Here is a 20,518-nt window from a genome sequence, read left to right on the forward strand (position 1 = left end):
CACCGCACCCGGTGGTCAGTTGTTCAGCCCGACGGTGGCCATCCGCGTGGTGTGCGCGGCGGTGAGCCGCCGGAACAGCGCCGGCACCTCGACCCGGTCGCCCTGCGCGATCAGCGTGGTGAGCGCGGCCCGCTCGGCGGCGACGCGGCCGGCCTGGGAGAGCGCCTCGCCGACCAGCCGCCGGGCCCACATGGAGAGCCGGCCGGCCACCCGGGGGTCGGCGGCGACGGCTACCCGGATCTCCTCGGCGGCGAACTCCGCATACCGGGAGTCGTGCAGCACGTCCAGCACCAGCGCCCGGTCGGGTTCGTCCAAGGTGTCGGCGATCTCCCGGAGGAAGTCGTCGGTGATGGCGTCACCGACGTACGCCTTGGTCACCACCTCCGCCCAGTCCCGTGGCTCGGTCGAGTCGTGGTACGCCTGCAAGGGCTCCAGGTAGGGTGCCATCGCGTCCTCCGGCGGCACGCCCAGCGCGGTGAGCCGGTCGGCGAGCCGGCGGTAGTTGGCGATCTCGGCTGCGGCCATCTCGCTCAGCGCGGCGCGGCGGTGCAGATCGGGCGCGAGGCGGGCGTCGCCGGCCATCCGTTCGAAGGCGAGCAGCTCCCCGAAGGCGACCAGGCCCAGCAGGTCGGCGACGGCGGGACCGGGGGTGGTCGGCGCGGACACGAGCGCAGGCTACCGCGCGTCGCCTGGCAGGGGTGCCCCGCGCGGGGCACGAGCCCCCAGCTGGGAAGTGGCTCAGGTCACACTTGCCGCCCCCGCGTGGGCGCCGCCCGACCGGGAATCCGGACGGGGGTATGCCTGTTCAGGTAGCATAGAGCAGTTGCCGTGGGCGCCGATCTGATCGAAGCTCAGCCTGCGGCGCGCGTGCGGCCCGGTCCGGCTCGGCAGTCTGCCCCCGACCGTGTGGCCCGCGTCATACCGAACGCGCCCTGAGGACATGACGGGGCGCACCCACGAGAGGGCACCCCCACATCCCCATGAGCGAATTGACTCAAGATCTGATGGACGGCCAGGAACTGGCCCCCACCGCCCCGGTTCGACCGGAGGCTCCCACCTTCGCCGCACTCGGCGCCCGCGACGAGACCGTCGAGGCGCTGGCCGCGGCCGGCATCACCCGCGCCTTCGCTATCCAGGAATACGCGATCCCGATCGCGCTGCGCGGCGTCGACCTGATCGGTCAGGCGCCCACCGGCACCGGCAAGACCCTCGGCTTCGGCGTACCGCTGCTGGAGCGGGTCTTCGCACCGGGCGAGGGCAGCGACGGCGTCCCCCAGGCGCTGGTCGTCGTCCCCACCCGCGAGCTGGGCATCCAGGTCGCCAAGGACCTGGCCGCCGCCGGCCGGACGCGGGGCGTCCGGGTGCTGCCGATCTACGGCGGCGTGGCGTACGAGCCGCAGATCGAGGCGCTGCGCAAGGGCGTCGAGATCCTGGTCGGCACGCCCGGCCGACTGATGGACCTGCAGAAGCAGAAGCACCTGCGCCTGGACCGGGTGCACGCGCTGGTGCTGGACGAGGCCGACCGGATGCTCGACCTGGGCTTTCTCGACGACGTCGAGAAGATCCTGGCGATGCTGCCGGAGGACCGGCAGACCATGCTCTTCTCGGCCACCATGCCGGACCCGATCGTCACCCTGTCCCGGCGCTTCCTGCGCCAGCCGATGACGATCCACGCCGGGCACACCGCCGAGACCGGCCCGTCGCCGCAGACCCAGCAGTTGGTCTACCGCACCCACTCGATGAACAAGGTCGAGGTGGTGGCGCGCATCCTCCAGGCGGAGGGTCGCGGACTGACCATGATCTTCACCCGCACCAAGCGGGCCGCCGACCGGGTCGCCGAGGACCTCGACTTCCGCGGGTTCGCGGTCGCCGCGGTGCACGGTGACCTCGGCCAGGGTGCCCGCGAGCGGGCGCTGCGGGCGTTCCGGGCCGGCAAGATCGACATTTTGGTCGCCACCGACGTGGCGGCCCGCGGGCTCGACGTCACCGGCGTCACCCACGTCATCAACTACGACTGCCCGGAAGACCAGGACACCTACACCCACCGGATCGGCCGGACCGGCCGGGCCGGGGCGACCGGTGTCGCGGTGACCTTCGTCGACTGGGACGACATGCCCCGCTGGCGGATCATCGACAAGACCCTCGGTCTGGACATGCCGGAGCCGCCGGAGACGTACCACACGTCCCCGCACCTCTACACCGACCTGCACATCTCCACCGAGGTCACCGGCACGCTGCCCACCGCCGAGCGGACCCGGGCCGGTCTGTCCGCCGAGATCGAAGAAGACCTGGGCGGGACGCGCCCCCGGCGCGGCGACAGCGGCGGCCGGGGCCCGCGACGTGGCGAGAGCCGCGGCGATGGTCGGGGCGACGGCCGCGGCGAGCGCCGCGGTCGCGGTGACGGCCGTCGGGACCGCACCGACGCCGGCACGCCGGCCGCCGACGCACCCGCGGACAACGCCGCCGTCGACGAGGAAGGCACCCGCACCCCCCGCCGCCGGCGTCGCCGCCGGGCCGGCGAGGCGGTCGTGGGCGAGCCGACCGCGGTGATCTCCGCCGACGCGACCCCGGCCGAGCCGGTGCCCGCGACCGACGGTGAGCCGTCCAAGCCGCGTCGCCGTCGGCGCCGTCGTGGTGGCGGTTCCGGCGCGGGTACGCCGGCCGAGGCGACCGCGGACTGACGCACAGCCACACCCGACATCCCCCGCACCGCCCGCGCGGTACGGGGGATGTACACCACCCGCAGAAGATGGAACGATGCCGGAACCACTGGACGCCGCCCTGGCCCAGGTCAGGGCACTACTGCTCGATCCCGCGCTCACCCGGGCGGTCGCCGCCGGGCGTCGCCGTGGCCGCCGCCCGACGGTGGTCCGGGCCGAGCTGCGGCCGGTGACCCTCAAGGCCGGGCCCCGTCTCCAGATCGCGACCTCCGACGGCGCCCGCCCGTACACGCGCAACGTCACCCCCGGTCCGGAGACCGCGGCGGCGGTCGACGAACTGCTGGCCGAGCCGTTCGGCAACTGGCACGTGGAGACGGCGGACGCGACGCTCCAGCTACGGGTGACGAAGTCCGGCGAGGCGCAGGTGCACCGGGGGGCCGCGCCGGCCCGGCCGGTTGCGACACCCGGTGGGAACGACCGGGCGAAGGAGTACCTGCTGGACCCGGGCGATGAGATCTTCGCCGAGATCGGCGGTTCGGCGGCCAAGCGCCGCCAGGTGGACGCGTTCCTGCGGGCCCTGGCGGCGACCCTGCCCGACGAGTTGACCGGTCCGCTGCGGGTGGTCGACCTGGGCTGCGGCAACGCGTACCTGACCTTCGCCGCGTACCGCTACCTGTCCGGCCGGGGGCTCGACGTCGAGCTGATCGGCGTGGATGTCCGGGAGGACCAGCGGCGGCGCAACACCGAGCTGGCACAGCGACTGGGCTGGGCCGACCGGGTCAGCTTCGTGGCCGGCACGATCGCCGACGCTGTCGTCGACCCCGCCCCGGACCTGGTGCTCGCGCTGCACGCCTGCGACACCGCCACCGACGAGGCGCTGGCCCGCGCGGTGCGCTGGGAGGCCCGCTGGGTGCTGGCCGCGCCGTGCTGCCACCACGACCTGGCGAAACAACTGCGCGCCCACCCCGCCCCGGCCCCGTACGAGCTGCTGACCCGGCAGGGCATCCTGCGGGAGCGTTTCGCCGACGTGCTCACCGACGCGCTGCGGGCCGGGCTGTTGCGGGTGCACGGGTACCGGGCCGAGGTGGTGGAGTTCGTGGACTCCCAGCACACCCCGCGCAACCTGCTGATCCGGGCCCGCCGTACCGGCACCGGGTCCACCGGTCCGCAGCGTGCGGAGTACCGCGAGCTGGTGGACCAGTGGCGGGTGACGCCCCGGCTGGAGACCCTACTGGCCGCCGACGAGCCGCCCGCCGCCTAGCGACGGGGGTCGCCCCTCGTCGGCTAGCGACGGCGGTCGCCGTTGTTGCCGCGGTCCCGCCCGCCCGTGCGCTCGCCAGGCCCACGGTCGAGGGCCGACACCCGGTCACCGCCCGCCCGCTGGGCGGCCCACTCGCTGTCGGACGGCCCGGCCGGGAAGGGCACCACGTTGCCCGCGCTCTCGGCGTTGCCGGCCGCGGCGAAGGCGTTCCAGGAGATGTCGACCAGCAGCTTCTTCATCTCCGCGTGCCGGACGGCGGCGTTGTGCTGCAACGCCATCCGGACGCCCAGCACCACCCCCACCAGCGTGGTGGTGATCGCGCCGGTGGCGGCGAGCACGTGAGCGCCGGTCGCCGCGTCGGTGCGGAGTACCAGGACCAGCAGTCAGATCCAGAACGCGGCGGCGAAGACGCCGGCCTTGGCGAAGAAGAAGCTCACCGCACCGGGCTGGTACGGCTGGGGGCGGCTCGAATCGGCCATGGTGCTCCTCGGCGGTGGTCCGGTCGGACGCGGCAGGCGAGCGCGCGCCGTGCCGGAGCGGGCACCGAGCTTAGTGGAAGAACGACGATGATCGCTTGGTACGTGTTCCGGCTGGTTCATATTCTGGCGGCGAAAAAGTCCCGTCTACGGGACGGTTTGTGCGGTCAGTCAATTGTTTCCGGCCCTCGGCGTACTACCCTCAGAGGGCGCATGCCCCAGTGCTTCGGCCGGGAGGGGAAGACCCGCAGGGATGGGTTCCGCAGACGTTTCGGCACAGATGGCCTTCGCCCGCTTCGTCCGGCGTGCCATCGACGACGCTCGCGAGGAACGCGGGTGGACGGTCACCGACCTTGCCGCACACACGGGCGTGGGCCGTTCCACCGTCTTCCGTTGGCTGGCCGGTGACTGGCAGGACTACCCCGAGCTGGCCAAGGTGCGCGGCTTCTGCTCCGCGCTGGATCTGCCGGTCGCGGCCGCGTTCCGGGCGCTCGGGCTGCCCGACGCCGGCCCGGCACCCCGCCGCCGCAACGACGACGGTCCGGTCGAGGCGGACGTCCGCGCCATCCTCGACCGGCTGGCCGACCCCACCGTCCCCGCCGAGGAGAAGCACCACATCCGCGACCTGCTCCGCTACCTGGCCCGCCGCCCCATCCGCCGCGCCGGCTGACCCCACCCCACCCCATCCCCGGACCGCACGGACCCCCGACCGCGCGCGTTGATCATGAAGTTATTGCCACGACACGCCGCGCCGGGAGGCAACAACATCATGATCAACCGGCGGGACCCCAACCGGGACACCGACCCCGGGGTTAGGGGATGGTGAGGGTGAACTCGGCGGTGTGGACTGTGGCGGCTACCTGGAAGTCGAGGTAGAGGCGATAGCGGCCGGGGCCGGGGGTGGTCAGCCAGAACTTGACCTGGCCGTCCACGAGCTCCGGTTCGGGGTGCACGTGCAGGTAGCCCAGGTCGCCCTCGCGTAGCGCCACCAGGTGCCCGTACGCCCCGAGGTAGCGCTCCAGTGGCGCGGCGCCTCCCGCGACGTCGACCCGGAACGTCAGCGGCACCGTCGCCCCGGCCTGCGGGCTGCCCTGGTAGCCGACGGTGAACCCGTCCACCGTCGTCGAGGTCGCCGGCGCCGGGAGCGGCCGGGGCTGGTAGCCGCCCGGGGCGACGAGGTCCGCGCCGAGGGTCACCGCGGTCTGGCCGCCGTCGTCGGCGACCACGGTGAAGTCCGCGTACGCCCGCCAGACGCCGGGCTGCGCGAGGGTCAACGGCACCGACCAGGTGCCGTCCGACGCCATGGTCGGGTGCAGGTGCTGGTAGCCGGTCAGGTCCCGGCGGACCACGACCAGGTGCATCGGCTTGTCGTGCACGACGGCGAAGCGGGTGACCGGCCGGCGCTGCGCGTCGCGCACCTGGAACCGGAGCTGCTCCGAACGGCCCACCGGGAACTCGGTGGCCAGTGGAGCCAGGGTGTACCCGGCGGAGCTGACCGACAGGCCGCCCGGCTCCGCGCCCGCGCCCTGGTCCGCACCGACGGCGCTGCCGTGGTCGTGCGGCTCGGTGCCCGGCGGGTGGGGGTGGTCGGCGGCCAGCGTCGCACCGCCGGTGCTGGTGGCGCCGCCAGCGTTCATCCGGCCGAGGCCGAAGCCGAGCAGCACCGCGAGCACCAGCCCACCGACCACCAGCGCCAGCCGGACCGTGCTCCGGTCCGGCGCGGCGGAGATCCGGTCAGGCACCGCCGGCGCCCAGCGCGTAGCCGGTCTCGTCGACGGCCGCCCGCGGGCAGTGCTCGCAGGCCATCCCGGGGGCGGCGTACGCGCGGGCGACGGACGGCTGATCGGTCATGCCGCCCACGGTACCGCCGCGGCGGGCCGGTCCCGGCCGACGCCGGGACGGCGTGGCGACCGTCGCAATCCGTCCTGTCCGGGAACTTTTCCGCCCTCACCGGGGAGCGGGCCGGTCGCCCAGCGCCACCGCCAGCGAAGAACGCACCGTTCCGGGCGCCAGTGGGAGCGGAGCGTCCGGCGGGCGGAGGAACAGCCCGGGAGTGCTCAGCCGGCCACGGCGAGGGCGAGCGGGAGCACGTCCGGCGCACCGGCCCGACGCAGCGCGCGGGTCAGCATCGTCATCGTCCAGCCCGAGTCGACCAGGTCGTCGACGAGCAGCACCGGGCCGGCCAGCCCGGCCAGCGCGTCGGCCAGCTCGGCCGGCACGGTGAACGCGTCGTGCAGCGCGCGGACCCGCTGGGCGCTGTTGCCGCGCGGCCCGCCGGCGCCACCCGGACCGCTCGGGGAGACCTCGCCGAGCAGCGGCAGCCGCCCCACGGCGGCGATCCGCTCGGCCAGCGAGCCGACCAGTCGGGGCCGCCGCCGGGAACCGACCGCGACCACCGCCACGGGGCGGCGGGGCCACGGGTCGTCGCCGTGCGCCCACGCCTTCAGCACCTCCACCACTGCGCCGGCCACGTCGTCGGGCACCGGCGCGTCGGGAGCCTCCGGGCCGACCAGGTCGCGCAGCCGACCACCCCAACCCAGGTCGGAGAGGCGTCCGACGGCCCGCCCCGGCAGCGCCTGCTCCGCCGGGGGGATCCGGCCCTTCAGGGGTACGCCCACCGCGTCCAGCCCGGTCGGCCAGAGCTTCTTCGGCGCGATCTCCACACCGGGCCGCCCCAGGAACGTCTGCGCGGCGGTGAGCGCGGCCGTCGAGACGTCCGAGCCGAAGAGCGGGTCGGCGCACCGGTCGCACCGGCCGCAGTCGGCCGCCCCGGTGTCGTCCAGGCACTCGCGTAGATACCGCATCCGGCAGCCGGACGTGGTCGCGTACTCCCGCATGGCCTGCTGCTCGACGGTGCGCGCCTCGGCGACGCGCCGCAACCGGGCCTCGTCATAGACCCAGGGCTCGCCGGTGGCGAGCCAGCCACCGCGCACCCGGCGGACCGCGCCGTCCACGTCGAGCACCTTGAGCATCAGCTCCAACCGGGCCCGGCGCAGGTCGACCAGCGGTTCGAGCGCCTGGGTGGAGAGCGGACGGTCGGTGTGCAGGGCGGCCAGCACGGCCCGGACCTGCTGCTCGGGCGGGAACGCGAGGGAGGCGAAGTAGCGCCAGATGGCGGCGTCCTCGGCGCCGGGCAGCAGCAGCACCTCGGCGTGTTCGACGGCCCGGCCGGCTCGGCCGACCTGCTGGTAGTAGGCGATCGGCGAGGGCGGCGCACCGAGGTGGACGACGAAGCCCAGGTCGGGCTTGTCGAAGCCCATGCCGAGCGCGCTGGTGGCGACCAACGCCTTGATCTTGTTGTCCAGCAGGTCCTGTTCGGCGGCCCGCCGGTCGGCGTCGTCGGCCTGCCCGGTGTACGAGGCGACCGGGTAGCCCCGGGTGCGCAGGAACTCGGCGGTCTCCCCCGCCGCCGCGACGGTCAGCGTGTAGACGATGCCGGAGCCGGGCAGCTGGTCCAGGTGATCGGCGAGCCAGGCCAGCCGGTGTGCCGGGCTGGGCAGGTCGAGCACGCCGAGGCGCAGCGACTCGCGGTCCAGCGTGCCGCGCAGGACCAGGGCGTCGCTGCCGTCGCCGGTGCTGAGCTGCTCGGCGACGTCGGTGGTGACCCGGGCGTTGGCGGTGGCGGTGGTGGCCAGCACCGGAGTGCGCTCGGGCAGGTTGCCGAGGAAGGTGCGCAGCCGCCGGTAGTCCGGCCGGAAGTCGTGCCCCCAGTCGGAGACGCAGTGCGCCTCGTCGACCACCAGCAGCCCGGTGGTCGCGGCCAGCTTCGGCAGCACGCCGTCGCGGAAGTCGGGGTTGTTGAGCCGCTCCGGGCTGATCAGCAGCACGTCCACGGCGCCGGCCTGGATCTCGGCGGTGATCTGGTCCCACTCGTCCAGGTTGGCCGAGTTGATGGTGCGGGCCCGGATGCCGGCTCGGGCGGCCGCCTCGACCTGGTTGCGCATCAGCGCCAGCAGCGGCGACACGATGACCGTCGGGCCCGCGGGCTCGTCGACGCCGTCGGCCCCGGCGGGGTCGGTACGCCCCCGCAGCAGCGCGGTGGCCACGAAGTAGACCGCCGACTTGCCCCAGCCGGTGCGCTGCACGCAGAGCACCCGCCGCCGGTCGACGACCAGCGCCTCGATCGCCCGCCACTGGTCCTCACGCAGCCGGGCGTGCTCACCGGCCAGCCGGCGCAGCACCGCCTCGGCCCGCTCCCGTACCGCCGCCCGCTCGTCGCCCATCCGGCATTTCTACCAGCGCCGGGCGTCAGGACCCCGGTTCGCACGGGAGGTTCCGGTCACGATCCAGCGGCCGAGCAGGACACCTCCCCGTGAATTTCCCGTCGATCATGAGGTTGGCGGCGGTCGGGTCCGGCGTGTCGGGCCGCCAACCTCATGATCGACCCGGAAAGGGGGAGCCGGTCAGCGGCGGGAGGGTGGGAGTAGGGAGCGGCGCAGGAGGGTCAGGCGGGAGGTCAGGCTGGCCAGGCCGCCGGGGAAGAAGTAGACGGCCAGGATGAAGAGCGTGCCGAGCACGAAGAGGGGCTGCGAGAGCGGCCGGCTGAGCACGGCGGGCAGGTTCTCCACCGCGTCGGAGCTGCCGAACGCGGTGAGCCGGTGGTCCAGGTACATGTAGAGCACGCCGCCGAGCACCGGACCCCACCGGGTGCCCGGCCCGCCAAGCACCACCATTACCAGCAGCGACAGGGTCAGCTCGGACGAGGTGATGTGCGGCGAGGCGCCACCGACGATCAGGCAGTAGACCACTCCCCCGGCCGCCGCGAGCCCGCCGGCCAGGGTGAACGCCACCAGCTTGTAGCGGTACGGGTCGAGCCCGAGCACCCCGATCCGGCGCTCGTCGTCGCGCAACCCGGCCAGTACCCGCCCGGTCGGCGAGCTGGAGACCCGGTGCACCACGAAGACCACCAGGGCCAGGTACGCCAGCGCCAACCAGTAGAGGTTGACCGTGTTGGTCACCCCGACCAGCCCGGCGGGCAGCCCGGAGACATCCAGCGGCAGGCCCTCCTCGCCGCCGGTGAAGCCGCCGAAGTCCCGGGCCACCAGGATCGCCCCGACCTGGGCGAAGGCCAGCGTCACCATGGCGAACGCGATGCCGACCGTCCGCAGCGCCACCGCGCCGAGCAGCGCGGCCAGGATCGTCCCGCCGGTGACGGTCAGCAGCGCCGCCTGCCAGAGCGGCAACCCGGCCTTGGTGACCAGGATGTCCGTGCCGTACACCCCGGCGGCGAAGTAGAGCGCGTGCCCGAAGGAGAGCATCCCGGTCCGGCCGAAGAGCAGGTCGTAACCGGCGGCGAGGCCACCGAAGACCAGGCAGACGGCGAGCACCTGCAGGGTGCCGGGCGAGTTCAGCGGCCCCTCGAAGATCCCCGGCAGGGGCAGCGTCGAGTACGGCACGATCACCGCGACCACCAGCGCGACCAGTGGCAGGAACGGTCGTACCCGATGCCAACCCCCGCGATCGGAGGTCAGCTCGGCCGGTACCGCCGCCGGCGGGGCGGGCACCTCGGGACTCTTGACCTCGGTCATGCCGTTGCCACCTTTCCGGCGATGCCCTGGGGGCGCAGCAGCAGCACCACGGCCAGCAGCCCGACCACGCACACGTCGCCGAGACCGGAGGGGCCGTAGTAGTTGACGAACTGTTGCAGCAGCCCGACCGCGACCGCCGCGTACGCGGAGCCGACCACCGAGCCCATCCCGCCGATCACCACCACGATGAACGCGAAGATCAGCAGTGAGCCGCCCTGCCCGGGCGAGACGGTGCCGAAGTAGACACCGCCGAGCGCACCGGCCAGCGCCGCGGCGGCCCCACCGATCGCGAAGACCAGGGTGAACGCCTTGCGCACGTCGATGCCGAGCGCGGTGACCATCTCCCGGTTCTCCACCCCGGCCCGGATCACCAGGCCATAGCGGGTCCAGCGGAGGAAGGCGAGCAGCGCGCCGAGCACCAGCACCGCGGCGATGATCAGCAGCAGACCGCCGTTGGGCACCTGCGCGCCGAGGATCCCGGTCACCTCCCGGGTCCAGTCCGGCCTCGGGAACGGCCGGGCGTCGGCCCCCCAGGTGGCCTGGAGCAGCGCCACCCCGGCCAGCGAGAGGCCGACGGTGACCAGCACCTGCTCGATGGTGCGCGAGTAGAGCGGCCGGATCAGCACCAGCTCGACCAGCACCGCGACCAGCGTGCCGGCAGCCACCCCGAAGACGACCGCGAGCACGAAGCCGAACCCGTCCGACCCGGCGCCCGGCAGGTTGCCCGCCGCCCACCAGGTCGCGTACGCGCCGACGCCGAGGAACAGCCCGTGCGCGAAGTTGAGCACGTCGGCCAGGCCGAAGACCAGCGACAGCCCGGAGGCGACCAGGAAGTACAGCGCCGCCAGGCCGAGCCCGGTCAGCGTCAACAGGATCACGGTGCCCATCAGTGACCGTCCTTCCCCGCCGTCGCGGCGCGGCCCGGCGCGGCCGGGTGCTGCGATTCGCCGCTGCCCACGCCCAGCAGGGATCTGGTCAGCGCCGTCTCCAGCAACAGCTCCTGCGCGTCACCGGTCCAGGCCACCTTGCCGGCGGCGAGCACCACCGCGTCCCTGGCGAGCCGCCGGACCACCGCCAGGTTCTGCTCGACGAGCAGCACCGGCACCGACTCCGCGACCCGTTCCAGCACCTCGGCCACCTCGGTCACCACTTTCGGCGCCAACCCCTTGGTCGGCTCGTCGACCAGCAGCAGCCGGTTGTCGTTGAGCAGCACCCGGCCGATCGCGAGCATCTGCTGCTGCCCGCCGGAGAGCGACCCGGCCCGTTGCCGTCCGCGCCGGTCCAGCTCGGGGAAGAGCGCGAAGACCTTGTCGTACGCCGGGCTGACGCCGCGCCGCTCGGCCAGCCGCAGGTTCTCCGCGACGGTCAGGCCGGCGAACACGCAGCGGTCCTCCGGCACGTAGCCGAGCCCGCCGCGGACCAGCCGGTGGGTGGGGCGGGCCAGCAGGCTCTGCGCGCCCATCCGGATGGTGCCGCGGACCTCCCCGGCGGGCGGGGTGAGGCCGACGATCGCGCGCAGCGTGGTGGTCTTGCCGACGCCGTTGCGGCCGAGCAGGACGGTCACGCCGGTGGGTGCGACCGTGAAGGACACACCCTGGAGGATGTGCAGCCCGGAGATCCGGACCGACAGGTCCTCCACGTTCAGGATCGGCTCGGTCATAGCGATTCCCCCAGGTAGGCCTCTTGCACCGTGGGGTTCGCCATCACCGTCTCCGGGGTGTCGCAGGCCAGCAGCGCGCCGTGGTGCATGACGGCGATCCGGTCGGCCAGTTCCAGGATGACGTCCATGTGGTGCTCGACCATCAACACCGCCCGGCCGCTGTCCCCGGTCAACGACTTGATCACCGAGACCAGTTCGGGAACGTCCTCGGCGCTGACCCCGGCCATCGGTTCGTCCAGCAGCATCACCCGCGGTTCGCCGGCGAGCAGCAGGGCGATCTCCAGCTTGCGCTTCTCGCCGTGTGCCAGGGTGCCGGCCAGCGCCGTACCCCGGTGGGCTAGGCCGACCCGGTCGAGCGCCGCGTCGGCGGCGGCGGCCACCTCCCGGTCGGCCGCCGCCCGCCGCCACAGTTTCATCGAGCCCCCGCGGTGAGCCTGCACGGCGAGCCGGACGTTCTCCCGCACGCTGAGCGAGCCGAAGACCGACGACGCCTGGAAGGTACGGCCCAGCCCGAGGCGGGCCCGCCGGTGCGGCGGAAGCGCCCCGATGTCCTGCCCGTCCAGGGTGATCCGGCCCTCCGTGGCCCGGCGCAGGCCGGTGATCAGGTTGAACAGTGAGGTCTTGCCGGCGCCGTTCGGCCCGATCACGCCCAGGAACTCCCCGGGCGCCAGGTCGAGGTAGACGCTGTCGACGATGGCGACCTCACCGATCCGCCAGGTCAGACCGCGGGTGGCGAGCATGGGTCAGCCCTTCATGGCCACGGCCGGCGGCGCGGTCTCGTCACCGGTGAGGCTCTTCTGCGCGGTCGCCGTGAAGGCGGTGCCGCTGCCGGTCAGCTTGGCCTGGAACATCGGCTGGAGCAGCGCGTGGTCCGCGGCCCGGATGGTCATCTTGCCCTTGACCCCGTCGAAGCTCCAGCCCTCCAGGGCGGTGACCATCTTGTCGACGTCGTCCCCACCCTCCTGCACCGCGCGGACCACCATCTGGGCGGCGGCGAAGCCGTCCGGGTGGAACAGGTCGAGCGTGCCGCCGGAGATCTTCGCCTTGGCGGCCTTGGACGCCTCGGTGTCGCTGGCCCCGTCGAAGTAGTGCGACAGGAAGGAGATCTTCGTGCCGGCGGCGCCGAACGTCGGCCAGGAGGCGCGGATGTCCAGGCCGGTGACGACCGTGGTGGAGGAGAGCACGCCCTGCTGGTCGAGGCTCTGCCACATGGCCGGGGCGGTGGTGCCGGCCCAGGCGACGAAGAGCAGATCCGGCTTGGCCGTCTTGATCTGGCTGGCGAACGGGGTGAACTCGGTGGCGCTGGCCGGGGCCCGGACGCTGCTCACGGTGGCGCCCGCGCCGCCGATGACCGTCTTGACCGCCGCCTCGTTCGCGTCGCCGAACGCACCGTCCTGGGCGAACACCACGACCTTCTTGCCGGCCGGGTCGCCGATGAACGACTTGGCGGTCACCACGTCCTGGTAGGACTGGCGGCCGGAGCGGAAGGTGTACTTGTTCGCCCCGGTCACCGCGTCGGTGGCGGCCGGCCCGGAGATGAACAGGACCTTGTTCTGCGCCGCGATCGGCGCGACCTGGAGCGCCACGCCGGAGGCGGTGGAGCCGGCAATGATCTTCGTGCCCTTGCCGATCAGGTCCTTCGCCGCGGAGACCGCCTTGGCCGGGTCGCCCGCGTCGTCGACCTCGGTCAGCTCGATCTTGCGGTCACCGACCTTGCCGGTGCCCTGGGTGGCGAAGTCGAGCCCCGCCTTGAACCCCTCGATGTACTGCTTTCCGTAGCTGGCCAGGGCACCCGACTGGGAGTACACCAGGCCGACCTTGACCGGCGCGGCGCTGTCGCCGCCGCCGGTGGCGGTGTCCTGCGGGCTGCCACAGGCCGTGGCGGCCAACGCCGCGGCCATCATCGTGGCGGCGGAGAGGAACACCCGCCGCGTCGTCCGGACCGTCATTGCGACTCCACATGAGGACTCGGAGGGAGAGAACTTCTTCGTGTCGGCTCACGCTAGAAGTGACGTCACCCACGAGCTATGTGGCGGAAACACACAAGTAACAGGAAGGGGGTGGCCGGACGTTACAACGGGCCGCACTACCACCCGAGGGCCCGGCCTCCCGATGGCCCGTACCCCCACGGACCGCCCGGCCCCTGTGTCGCAGTCATCCACCCGGACGACCGCAGGGCCCGGCTCAAGATCGTGCTGGATTGTGGGTGTAGTGGTGTCGGACGCCCCTTGGGCTCAAGTGGTTGTTGCAACGGGGTGGATTCTCGTCAGGATGAGGGGTCATGCCGGGGCAGAGGTTGTCGTCCGCGGAGCGGGCGCAGGTTGAGGTGTTGTTCGGTCAGGGGTTGACGTTCCCGCAGATCGCGGAGGCGATCGGGCGGCATCGCTCGACGGTGTGGCGGGAGGTGTCGCGTAATCACTGCGGCACCGGGGGTCGGGTGCCGACGGGTCAGCGGCATCCGTATGGGCCTGACCTGGGTTATGTGGCCGGGGTGGGTTATCCGAAGGGGTGGGGTGGGGCGTATCGGTGGAAGTACTGTCACCGCAACGCTCAGGGCAAGGCCGATGCGCGGGCGCGGCGTCCTCGTGACGGGAAGCTGCGTCCGAGGTGGGGGCGGGCGTGGCCGCCGTTGTGGCAGACGGTCAAGGATCGTCTGCTGCAGCGGCACTCGCCGTGGCAGATCGCCCGGTCGTTGCGGCGGGAGTTCCCTGAGCGACCGGAGATGTGGGTGTCACACGAGACGATCTACCAGGCGATCTACTTCCAGGCTCGGGGTGGGATGCGTCAGGAGTTGGCCCGGCAGGTCGCTCTGCGCTCTGGTCGGGCGGTGCGTCGGGCGCAGTCGCGTCAGGCCAGCGCGGGACGAGGAAGCCGACCGTGGGTATGCGACTTTCACATCTCCACTCGCCCGGCTGAGGTCGCGGACCGGGCCGTGCCGGGGCACTGGGAAGGTGACCTGGTCATCGGCGCCCGAGGCTCCAGCGCGATCATCACCCTGGTGGAGCGCGCCACCCGATACGTGATGCTCGGCGCTCTACCCGAGTCCCGGGTCAGCGAGCAGGTCATCGACACCCTCACCGGCCTGATGCGCCGGCTACCGGCCGAGCTGCGCAAGACCCTGACCTGGGACCAGGGCATCGAGATGATCCAGCACCCCGTCTTCACCCTCGCCACCGACTGCAAGGTCTACTTCTGCGACCCCCACAGCCCCTGGCAACGCGGCAGCAACGAAAACACCAACGGCCTCCTGCGCCAGTACTTCCCCCGCTCCAGCACCGACTTCCGCACCTGGACCCAGGACGACCTCGACGCGGTCGCCCGGGAACTCCACGGACGACCACGCCAAACCCTCGACTGGCAGAATCCAGCCGAGGTACTCCACAAACACCTCGTTGCAACAGCCGCTTGAAACCGCCGCTCCACGAGACCACTACTTCCAGGATTAAGCGCGATCTTGAGCGGGCGTGCGCCGCCGAGCGGCGGTAGATGAACCTCCGGAATGGGCGTTCCCGCTCCCACCATGGCGCGGAAACGGAAGATTGTCTGGTGCGCCGGTTTTTCCGCAACCCCGTACGGCTGGTGCCGTTGGGGTTCCTGGTGCCGATCCTGCTCGGCACCGGGCTGCTGATGGCGCGGTCGGCGACCGTGGACCACCAGCGCCCGCCCCTGATCACCGCACTCTTCACCTCCACCTCGGCCGTGTCGGTCACCGGTATGGCGGTCACCGACACCCCCAACTACTGGTCCAGCTGGGGACTGGTGGTGATAACCCTGCTCACCCAGCTCGGTGGCCTCGGCATCCTCACCGTCGCGGCGCTGGTCATCCTGGTGGTCGCCCGCCAGCTCGGGCTGCGCAACCGGCTGCTGGTGCAGGCCGAGACGGCGGAGTTCGGCATCGGTGACGTCGCGCGGCTGCTGCGCCGGATCGCGGTCACCGTCTTCGCCTGCGAGGCGGTGATGACCGCGCTGGTCGCCAGCCGGCTCTGGCTGGTCTACGACTACCCACTCGGGCGAGCCCTCTGGTCGGGCCTCTTCCACGCCATCCAGGCGTTCAACAACGGCGGCTTCGCGCTCTACTCCGAAGGCCTGCTGGCGTTCGACCGCGACCCGTGGGTGTCGCTACCGCTGGCGTTCGGCGCGATCGTCGGTGGGCTCGGGTTTCCCGCCCTGTTCGAGGCGGCCCGCGAGTGGCGCCGGCCGGTGCGCTGGGCGGTGGCCACCAAGCTGACCATCTGGGGCAGTGCCGCGCTGCTGCTGCTCGGCTTCGCCGGCCTCCTCGCCGCCGAGTGGACCAACGTCGGCACCATCGGCTCGTACGACGTCCGGGGCAAGGTGCTCGCGTCGTTCACCCAGATCGCGTTGAGCCGCACCGGCGGCTTCAGTGTCCTGGACATCGCCGCCCTGCAGGAGGAGAGCTACCCGCTGCTGATCGTCCTCATGTTCATCGGCGGCGGCAGCGCCAGCACGGCCGGCGGGATCAAGGTCTCCACGTTCTTCCTGCTGGCGTTCACCATCTGGGCGGAGTTGCGGGGCGAGCCCGACGTGACGGTCGGGCGCCACCGGGTGGCCACCGCCAGCCAGCGGCAGGCCATCACGGTGGCGCTGCTCAGCGTCGCGCTGGTCACGGCCGGCACGATGACCCTGCTGCTGCTCACCGAGGGCGTCCGCTTCGTCGCGGCCCTGTTCGAGGTCACCTCCGCGTTCAGCACCACCGGGCTGACCGTCGGGCTCGCCGGCACGCTGCCGGCCAGCGGCCAACTGACCCTGACCGTGCTGATGTTCATCGGCCGGGTCGGGCCGCTCACCCTCGGGTCGGCGATCGCGCTGAACACCCGGCGCCGGCTCTACCGCTATCCCCAGGAGCAACCCATTGTCGGCTAGCAGCGAGGAGGGTCGAGGTGTCGGCTAGGCGAGCGGACGGCAACGGCGTCGTAGTGGTGGGGCTGGGTCGGTTCGGCAGCCACCTGGCCGGGTCACTGACCCGGATGGACCGCGAGGTGCTGGCCATCGACCGCAACCCGGACCGGGTGCAGCGCTGGTCGGCCCAGCTCGACCGGGTGGTCCAGGCCGACTCGACCGAGGAGGGGGCGCTGCGGCAGCTCGGCGTCGCCAGCTTCGGGCGGGCGGTGGTGGCCATCGGCGCCTCGGTGGAGGCGAGCGTGCTCACCGTGCTGGCGCTGACCGAGCTGGGCCTGTCGCAGATCTGGGCCCGGGCGACCTCGCAGAAGCACGCCAAGATTCTCTCGTCGGTGGGCGCGCACCACGTGATCTTCCCGGAGGCGGAGACGGGCGATCGGGTGGCGCACCTGATCGTCAGCCGGCTGCTCGACTTCATCGAATTCGACGACGACTTCGCGATCGCCACCGTCCGCGTGCCGGAGTCCCTAGTCGGACGCACCGTGCTCGACCTGCGCCCGGACGATCGCTACGGGGTCCGGGTGATCGGCGCCAAGGTGCCGGGCGAGCGCTTCCGGTACGCGTCGGACAGCACGAAACTCACCCGGGGCGGGCTGCTGGTGGTGGAGGGTGGGATCGATCAGGTGCAACGGTTCGCGGGGATCCGCTGAGCCGCCTCACTTCTTCCCGCCGCCGTGCCCCCTCCCCTCACCCTTGGTCATTTTCACCCTTTTCCCGAACCACCACCCGACCCTTTGCCCTTGCCGGGCTTCTCGGGCTTGGCCTTCGTCGGGGTGCTGCCCGAGCCGGTGCCGCCCGAGCCGGTGCCACCGGCGCCGCTGCGGACCGTCGCCGCCTTGGGCGGGGCCTTCGTCGTGGCGGCCGTGCTCGGCGGGGCAGTGGACGGCATGCTGCCGGCCACCCCGGAGACCCGTACCCCGCAGCTCGCGTCACCGAGCCGGAACTCCACCGGCAGCGGGTTCGCCCCGCTGTACTTCCCCGCCAGGGTGAACGTCTCGGCCGCGCCGGGCGCCAGGGTGGTGCGCTGGGCCGCCGGCCGGATCAGCACCGTGCGCCCCTGCTGGTGCACCGGGGTCGGTTCGGCCTTCGTCACCGTCTGCTGACCGGGGAAGGTGAAGCTCATCGTCCAGTCACGCAACGCGCTGCCCCCGGTGTTGGTCAGGGTCAGCTCGGCGGCGAAGTCCTTGCCGGAGTCTGCGCGCAGCGCGTACGCCACCTCGCACGGCGCCGCCTTCGGCAGACCCATCCGGGCCTCGGTCGGCGGCTGGTCCCCGCCGCTGGCGGGGCTGCGCGAGGTGAACCCCCACAGAGCCCCGGTGACCGCGAGCAGGCTGGCGGCGGCCACCCCGGCCTCGACCCGCCGACGTCTGGTCGCCCGCCTGCCTCGGTTGCGGGTACGCGACAGCGGCAACGCGTCGGTCTCCGCCGACCACGGAAGGATCGTCGTGCCGGCGCTGGCCAGCGCGGCCGGGTCCAGTGGCCCTGCGGCCGGCGAGACCGGCACCGCAGCCAGCATTCCGGCCGCGTCGGCGAGGGTCCGGGCCAGCTCGGCGGTCACCGGCCGATCCCCGGGCTGCTTGGCCAGGCAGCGCCGCACCAGGTCGGTCACCTCGTCGGGCAGCCCCGACACCTCCGGCATCGGATCGGGGTCGCTGTACATGTGCGCGCGCAGCATCTGCGTGGTCGTGCTCGCCTGCCAGGGCAGCCGGCCGGTGAGCATCCGGTAGAGCAGCAGCCCGACGGCGTACACGTCGGTGGCCGGGGAGACCTGGCCGTTGTCCAGCCGCTCCGGGGCGAGGTACGCGGGCGTGCCCAGCAGCGTTCCGTCCGGCCCCTTCTCGCTCTCCCCCACCAGCGCGGAGATACCGAAATCGACCACCTTGACCCCGGTCGACGTCAGCATCACGTTTCCCGGGGTGACGTCCCGGTGCACCACGCCCCGGGCGTGCGCGGTGGCCAACGCCGAGCTGACCTCCGCGCCGATGGTCACCGCCTCCCGCCACGGCAGTCGCCCCTCCCGGCCCAACCTGCTGGACAGGGACCCGCCGTCGACCAGCTCCATCACCACGTACGGCACGGTCAGGCCGGCCCGCACAGACTCGCCGTAGTCGTACACGTTGGTGATGTTCGGGTGGCAGAGCCGCGCGGCGGCCTGCGCCTCGATGCGGATCCGGTGCCGGAAGGCCCGGTCGGTGGCCAGCCGTGAGGCGAGCACCTTCACCGCGACCTGCCGGCCGAGCACCTCGTCGTAGCCCCGCCACACCACCGACATGCCGCCCGCGCCGAGCTGCTCGATCAGCCGGTACCGCTCATCAAGGAGTTGCGCGTCGTTCCGGTCCCCACCACCCATGGTGACCGTTGTTGCCCTCGTGCGGCCCGACTACACCTCGGGTATCGGAATCGGTCAGGAATGTCACCCGATCAGGCGGTCGCCAGCAGCTGATCCACCGGGGCGTAGTCGTCGGTCAGGACCAGCGCGTCCCCGATGAAGTCGGTCATGTCCGCGCCGGAGAGCAGGCTGACCCCCCGGTCGACCTCGTCCAGCCGGGCACGGACGGCGGCCAGCGGCAGCGGCGCGTCGGAGGCGACGATGAGGAAGTTCGCGCCCTGCTCCTCGGCGAGCGCTTCCGGCGGGGCGATCAACGCGACGTGCGCGAACTCGGCGGCCACCGTGGCCAGCTCGGCGCGGATGAACCGCAGCGGCGGGTAGTCGATGACGTTCTGCACGTACACCCCGCCGGGGCGGGTCACCCGCCGGACCTCGGCGGCCATCTCCCGGGTGGCCAGGTGCCAGGGCACCACCAGGTGGCCGAACGCGTCACCGACCACCAGGTCGCGACTGTCCGTCGACTCGCCGACGACCAGCATCCGGGCGTCGCCCACCACCGCCCGCAGCCCGGGCCCCGGGCGTACGCCCAGCTCCCGCTCGCCCAGCTCGACCAGCCCGCCGTCGATCTCGAAGACCACGTTGTCGGTGCCCGGCCGGGTCGCGGTGAGGTAGGTCGGCACGGTGAACCCGCCGCCACCCAGGTGCAGCGCGTCCAGCCGCTGCCCGGCGGGCGCGGCCACGTCCGCGACGGCGCCGATCCACTTGGTGTACGCGTACTCCAGGTGCTTCGGGTCGGCCAGGTCCACGTACGAGTGCTGGGCCGAGTTGAGCAGCAGCGTCCGCCCGCTGGGCCGGTCCGGGTCCGACGTCACCCGGGCGCAGTGGTACGCCGTCTCGATGTCACACGGGTTCGGCGCGACGGTGGTCAGTCCCGCCCCGACCAGGCCGAGCACCGCCAGCGCGGCCCGGGTCCGGGCCGGACCGGGCAGCTCGGTCCGCGACTGCCGGCGCAGGTACCAGCCGAGTCCGATGCCGGCCAGCCCGAGCGCGACCGCCAGCGCCAGCAGGATCACCGTGCTGGGCAGCGCGGCGACCAGCACGAAGCCGGTGAGCAGGGTGGCGGTGATGCCGCCCAGGGTGCCGATCCCGGAGAGCCGGCCGACCACCTGGCCGGTCCGGCGCAGGTCGGCGAGCTGAAGCTTCACGACCAGCGGGGTGACCGCGGCGAGCAGCGCCGCCGGCACGAACACGGCCAGCGCCACCAGCAGCAGGATCGCGCTGGCGGCACCGCCGCGCAGCACCTCACCGGCGTACCGGACCACGGGCAGGGTGACGGCGGTGGCGATGCCGGCCAGCACCAGCGCCGGCGCCAGCAGGCCCCGCGGGTCGCGCCGATCGGCCAGCCAGCCGCCGGACCACGCCCCGTACGCGATCGCGGCCAGCGCGATGCCGATCACCGAACTGGTCACCTGGAGGGTCACCCCGACGTACGGGCCGACCAGGCGCAGCGCGACCGTCTCCAGCACCAGCACGGCACCGCTGGAGAAGAAGACCAGGAACGCGGCCAGGCCGTTGGGCAGCGCCCGGCCGGTGACCGGCACGGACGGGACCGGGGAAGCCGGCGGGGCCGCTACATCGGACGGTGGGGAGCTCATCGTCGCGATGGTACGCAGCCAAGCTGGTGCCG

The 20,518-nt window shown here is 72.8% G+C and carries 17 protein-coding genes; 6 read left to right on the forward strand and 11 right to left on the reverse strand.

All coding sequences use genetic code 11. The features are described 5' to 3' along the window. Positions 1-15 precede the first annotated feature (15 nt). A complete protein-coding gene (locus BUS84_RS20130) occupies positions 16-666 on the reverse strand; it encodes a ferritin-like fold-containing protein (protein WP_074314696.1) in 651 nt (216 codons plus the stop codon). A gap of 314 nt (positions 667-980) precedes the next feature. On the opposite strand from BUS84_RS20130, the gene BUS84_RS20135 reads away from it, so the two are divergent. Then, on the forward strand, positions 981-2,681 hold the full coding sequence (locus BUS84_RS20135; protein ID WP_074314698.1) for a DEAD/DEAH box helicase: 1,701 nt from the start codon (positions 981-983) through the stop codon (positions 2,679-2,681). Positions 2,682-2,757: 76 nt separating this feature from the next. Next, positions 2,758-3,921, forward strand: a complete 1,164-nt coding sequence (locus BUS84_RS20140; protein WP_074314700.1) for a class I SAM-dependent methyltransferase — start codon at positions 2,758-2,760, stop codon at positions 3,919-3,921. A gap of 23 nt (positions 3,922-3,944) precedes the next feature. Here BUS84_RS20140 and BUS84_RS20145 read toward each other — a convergent pair whose 3' ends face one another. Further along, positions 3,945-4,259: a hypothetical protein gene (locus tag BUS84_RS20145; RefSeq protein ID WP_244298651.1), complete on the reverse strand. Its 315-nt coding sequence runs from the start codon at positions 4,257-4,259 to the stop codon at positions 3,945-3,947. A 391-nt stretch (positions 4,260-4,650) separates the two neighbouring features. Between BUS84_RS20145 and BUS84_RS20150 the strand changes: the two genes are divergently transcribed. Then, positions 4,651-5,067 carry a helix-turn-helix domain-containing protein gene (locus tag BUS84_RS20150; RefSeq protein WP_074314702.1) on the forward strand — a complete coding sequence of 139 codons (417 nt, stop codon included), beginning with the start codon at positions 4,651-4,653 and terminating at the stop codon, positions 5,065-5,067. 142 nt (positions 5,068-5,209) lie between these two features. On the opposite strand, the gene BUS84_RS20155 is transcribed toward BUS84_RS20150, so the two are convergent. The 7 genes from BUS84_RS20155 to BUS84_RS20185 form a co-directional block, all read right to left on the reverse strand. Continuing rightward, entirely contained in the window at positions 5,210-6,139 is a 930-nt protein-coding gene (locus BUS84_RS20155) for a hypothetical protein (protein WP_074314704.1), read from the reverse strand. Between the two features lie 315 nt (positions 6,140-6,454). Next, complete coding sequence (locus BUS84_RS20160) at positions 6,455-8,620, reverse strand: RecQ family ATP-dependent DNA helicase (protein WP_074314706.1); 2,166 nt, start codon at positions 8,618-8,620, stop codon at positions 6,455-6,457. Between the two features lie 180 nt (positions 8,621-8,800). Beyond that, positions 8,801-9,925 (reverse strand): branched-chain amino acid ABC transporter permease, encoded by a 1,125-nt coding sequence (locus BUS84_RS20165; protein ID WP_074314708.1) that lies wholly within the window; start codon positions 9,923-9,925, stop codon positions 8,801-8,803. Then, the gene (locus BUS84_RS20170) at positions 9,922-10,812 is read right to left on the reverse strand and encodes a branched-chain amino acid ABC transporter permease (RefSeq protein WP_074314710.1); all 891 of its coding nucleotides are present in this window, start codon (positions 10,810-10,812) and stop codon (positions 9,922-9,924) included. The genes BUS84_RS20165 and BUS84_RS20170 overlap by 4 nt, the downstream gene beginning before the upstream one ends. Next, positions 10,812-11,585, reverse strand: coding sequence for an ABC transporter ATP-binding protein (locus BUS84_RS20175; protein ID WP_074314712.1), 774 nt, complete (start codon positions 11,583-11,585; stop codon positions 10,812-10,814). Before BUS84_RS20175 ends, BUS84_RS20170 begins: the two co-directional genes overlap by 1 nt. Next, positions 11,582-12,325, reverse strand: a complete 744-nt coding sequence (locus BUS84_RS20180; RefSeq protein WP_074314714.1) for an ABC transporter ATP-binding protein — start codon at positions 12,323-12,325, stop codon at positions 11,582-11,584. The genes BUS84_RS20175 and BUS84_RS20180 overlap by 4 nt, the downstream gene beginning before the upstream one ends. A 3-nt stretch (positions 12,326-12,328) precedes the next feature. Beyond that, positions 12,329-13,534: a substrate-binding domain-containing protein gene (locus tag BUS84_RS20185; protein WP_074314716.1), complete on the reverse strand. Its 1,206-nt coding sequence runs from the start codon at positions 13,532-13,534 to the stop codon at positions 12,329-12,331. Positions 13,535-13,866: 332 nt separating this feature from the next. Between BUS84_RS20185 and BUS84_RS20190 the strand changes: the two genes are divergently transcribed. The 3 genes from BUS84_RS20190 to BUS84_RS20200 all read left to right on the forward strand — a co-directional run bounded on the left by BUS84_RS20190 (position 13,867) and on the right by BUS84_RS20200 (position 17,152). Continuing rightward, positions 13,867-14,994, forward strand: coding sequence for an IS30 family transposase (locus tag BUS84_RS20190; protein WP_074314718.1), 1,128 nt, complete (start codon positions 13,867-13,869; stop codon positions 14,992-14,994). A gap of 137 nt (positions 14,995-15,131) precedes the next feature. Beyond that, positions 15,132-16,466 (forward strand): TrkH family potassium uptake protein, encoded by a 1,335-nt coding sequence (locus tag BUS84_RS20195; protein ID WP_074314720.1) that lies wholly within the window; start codon positions 15,132-15,134, stop codon positions 16,464-16,466. 17 nt (positions 16,467-16,483) lie between these two features. After that, positions 16,484-17,152, forward strand: coding sequence for a potassium channel family protein (locus BUS84_RS20200; protein ID WP_074314722.1), 669 nt, complete (start codon positions 16,484-16,486; stop codon positions 17,150-17,152). Between the two features lie 53 nt (positions 17,153-17,205). Here the strand turns inward: BUS84_RS20200 and BUS84_RS20205 are convergent, their stop codons facing one another. Then, complete coding sequence (locus BUS84_RS20205) at positions 17,206-18,852, reverse strand: serine/threonine-protein kinase (protein ID WP_074314725.1); 1,647 nt, start codon at positions 18,850-18,852, stop codon at positions 17,206-17,208. Between the two features lie 71 nt (positions 18,853-18,923). Next, entirely contained in the window at positions 18,924-20,486 is a 1,563-nt protein-coding gene (locus BUS84_RS20210; protein WP_074314727.1) for a fused MFS/spermidine synthase, read from the reverse strand. Positions 20,487-20,518: the final 32 nt, after the last annotated feature.

This window comes from Micromonospora cremea (assembly GCF_900143515.1).
GTDB lineage: Bacteria > Actinomycetota > Actinomycetes > Mycobacteriales > Micromonosporaceae > Micromonospora > Micromonospora cremea.

Excerpts from the sequence above, each read along its gene's own strand:
- BUS84_RS20135 (WP_074314698.1), top strand. The coding sequence starts at position 981 with ATGAGCGAATTGACTCAAGATCTGATGGACGGCCAGGAACTGGCCCCC.
- BUS84_RS20140 (WP_074314700.1), top strand. The coding sequence starts at position 2,758 with ATGCCGGAACCACTGGACGCCGCCCTGGCCCAGGTCAGGGCACTACTG.
- BUS84_RS20150 (WP_074314702.1), top strand. The coding sequence starts at position 4,651 with ATGGGTTCCGCAGACGTTTCGGCACAGATGGCCTTCGCCCGCTTCGTC.
- BUS84_RS20160 (WP_074314706.1), bottom strand. The coding sequence starts at position 8,620 with ATGGGCGACGAGCGGGCGGCGGTACGGGAGCGGGCCGAGGCGGTGCTG.
- BUS84_RS20165 (WP_074314708.1), bottom strand. The coding sequence starts at position 9,925 with ATGACCGAGGTCAAGAGTCCCGAGGTGCCCGCCCCGCCGGCGGCGGTA.
- BUS84_RS20170 (WP_074314710.1), bottom strand. The coding sequence starts at position 10,812 with ATGGGCACCGTGATCCTGTTGACGCTGACCGGGCTCGGCCTGGCGGCG.
- BUS84_RS20175 (WP_074314712.1), bottom strand. The coding sequence starts at position 11,585 with ATGACCGAGCCGATCCTGAACGTGGAGGACCTGTCGGTCCGGATCTCC.
- BUS84_RS20180 (WP_074314714.1), bottom strand. The coding sequence starts at position 12,325 with ATGCTCGCCACCCGCGGTCTGACCTGGCGGATCGGTGAGGTCGCCATC.
- BUS84_RS20185 (WP_074314716.1), bottom strand. The coding sequence starts at position 13,534 with ATGACGGTCCGGACGACGCGGCGGGTGTTCCTCTCCGCCGCCACGATG.
- BUS84_RS20190 (WP_074314718.1), top strand. The coding sequence starts at position 13,867 with ATGCCGGGGCAGAGGTTGTCGTCCGCGGAGCGGGCGCAGGTTGAGGTG.
- BUS84_RS20205 (WP_074314725.1), bottom strand. The coding sequence starts at position 18,852 with ATGGGTGGTGGGGACCGGAACGACGCGCAACTCCTTGATGAGCGGTAC.
- BUS84_RS20210 (WP_074314727.1), bottom strand. The coding sequence starts at position 20,486 with ATGAGCTCCCCACCGTCCGATGTAGCGGCCCCGCCGGCTTCCCCGGTC.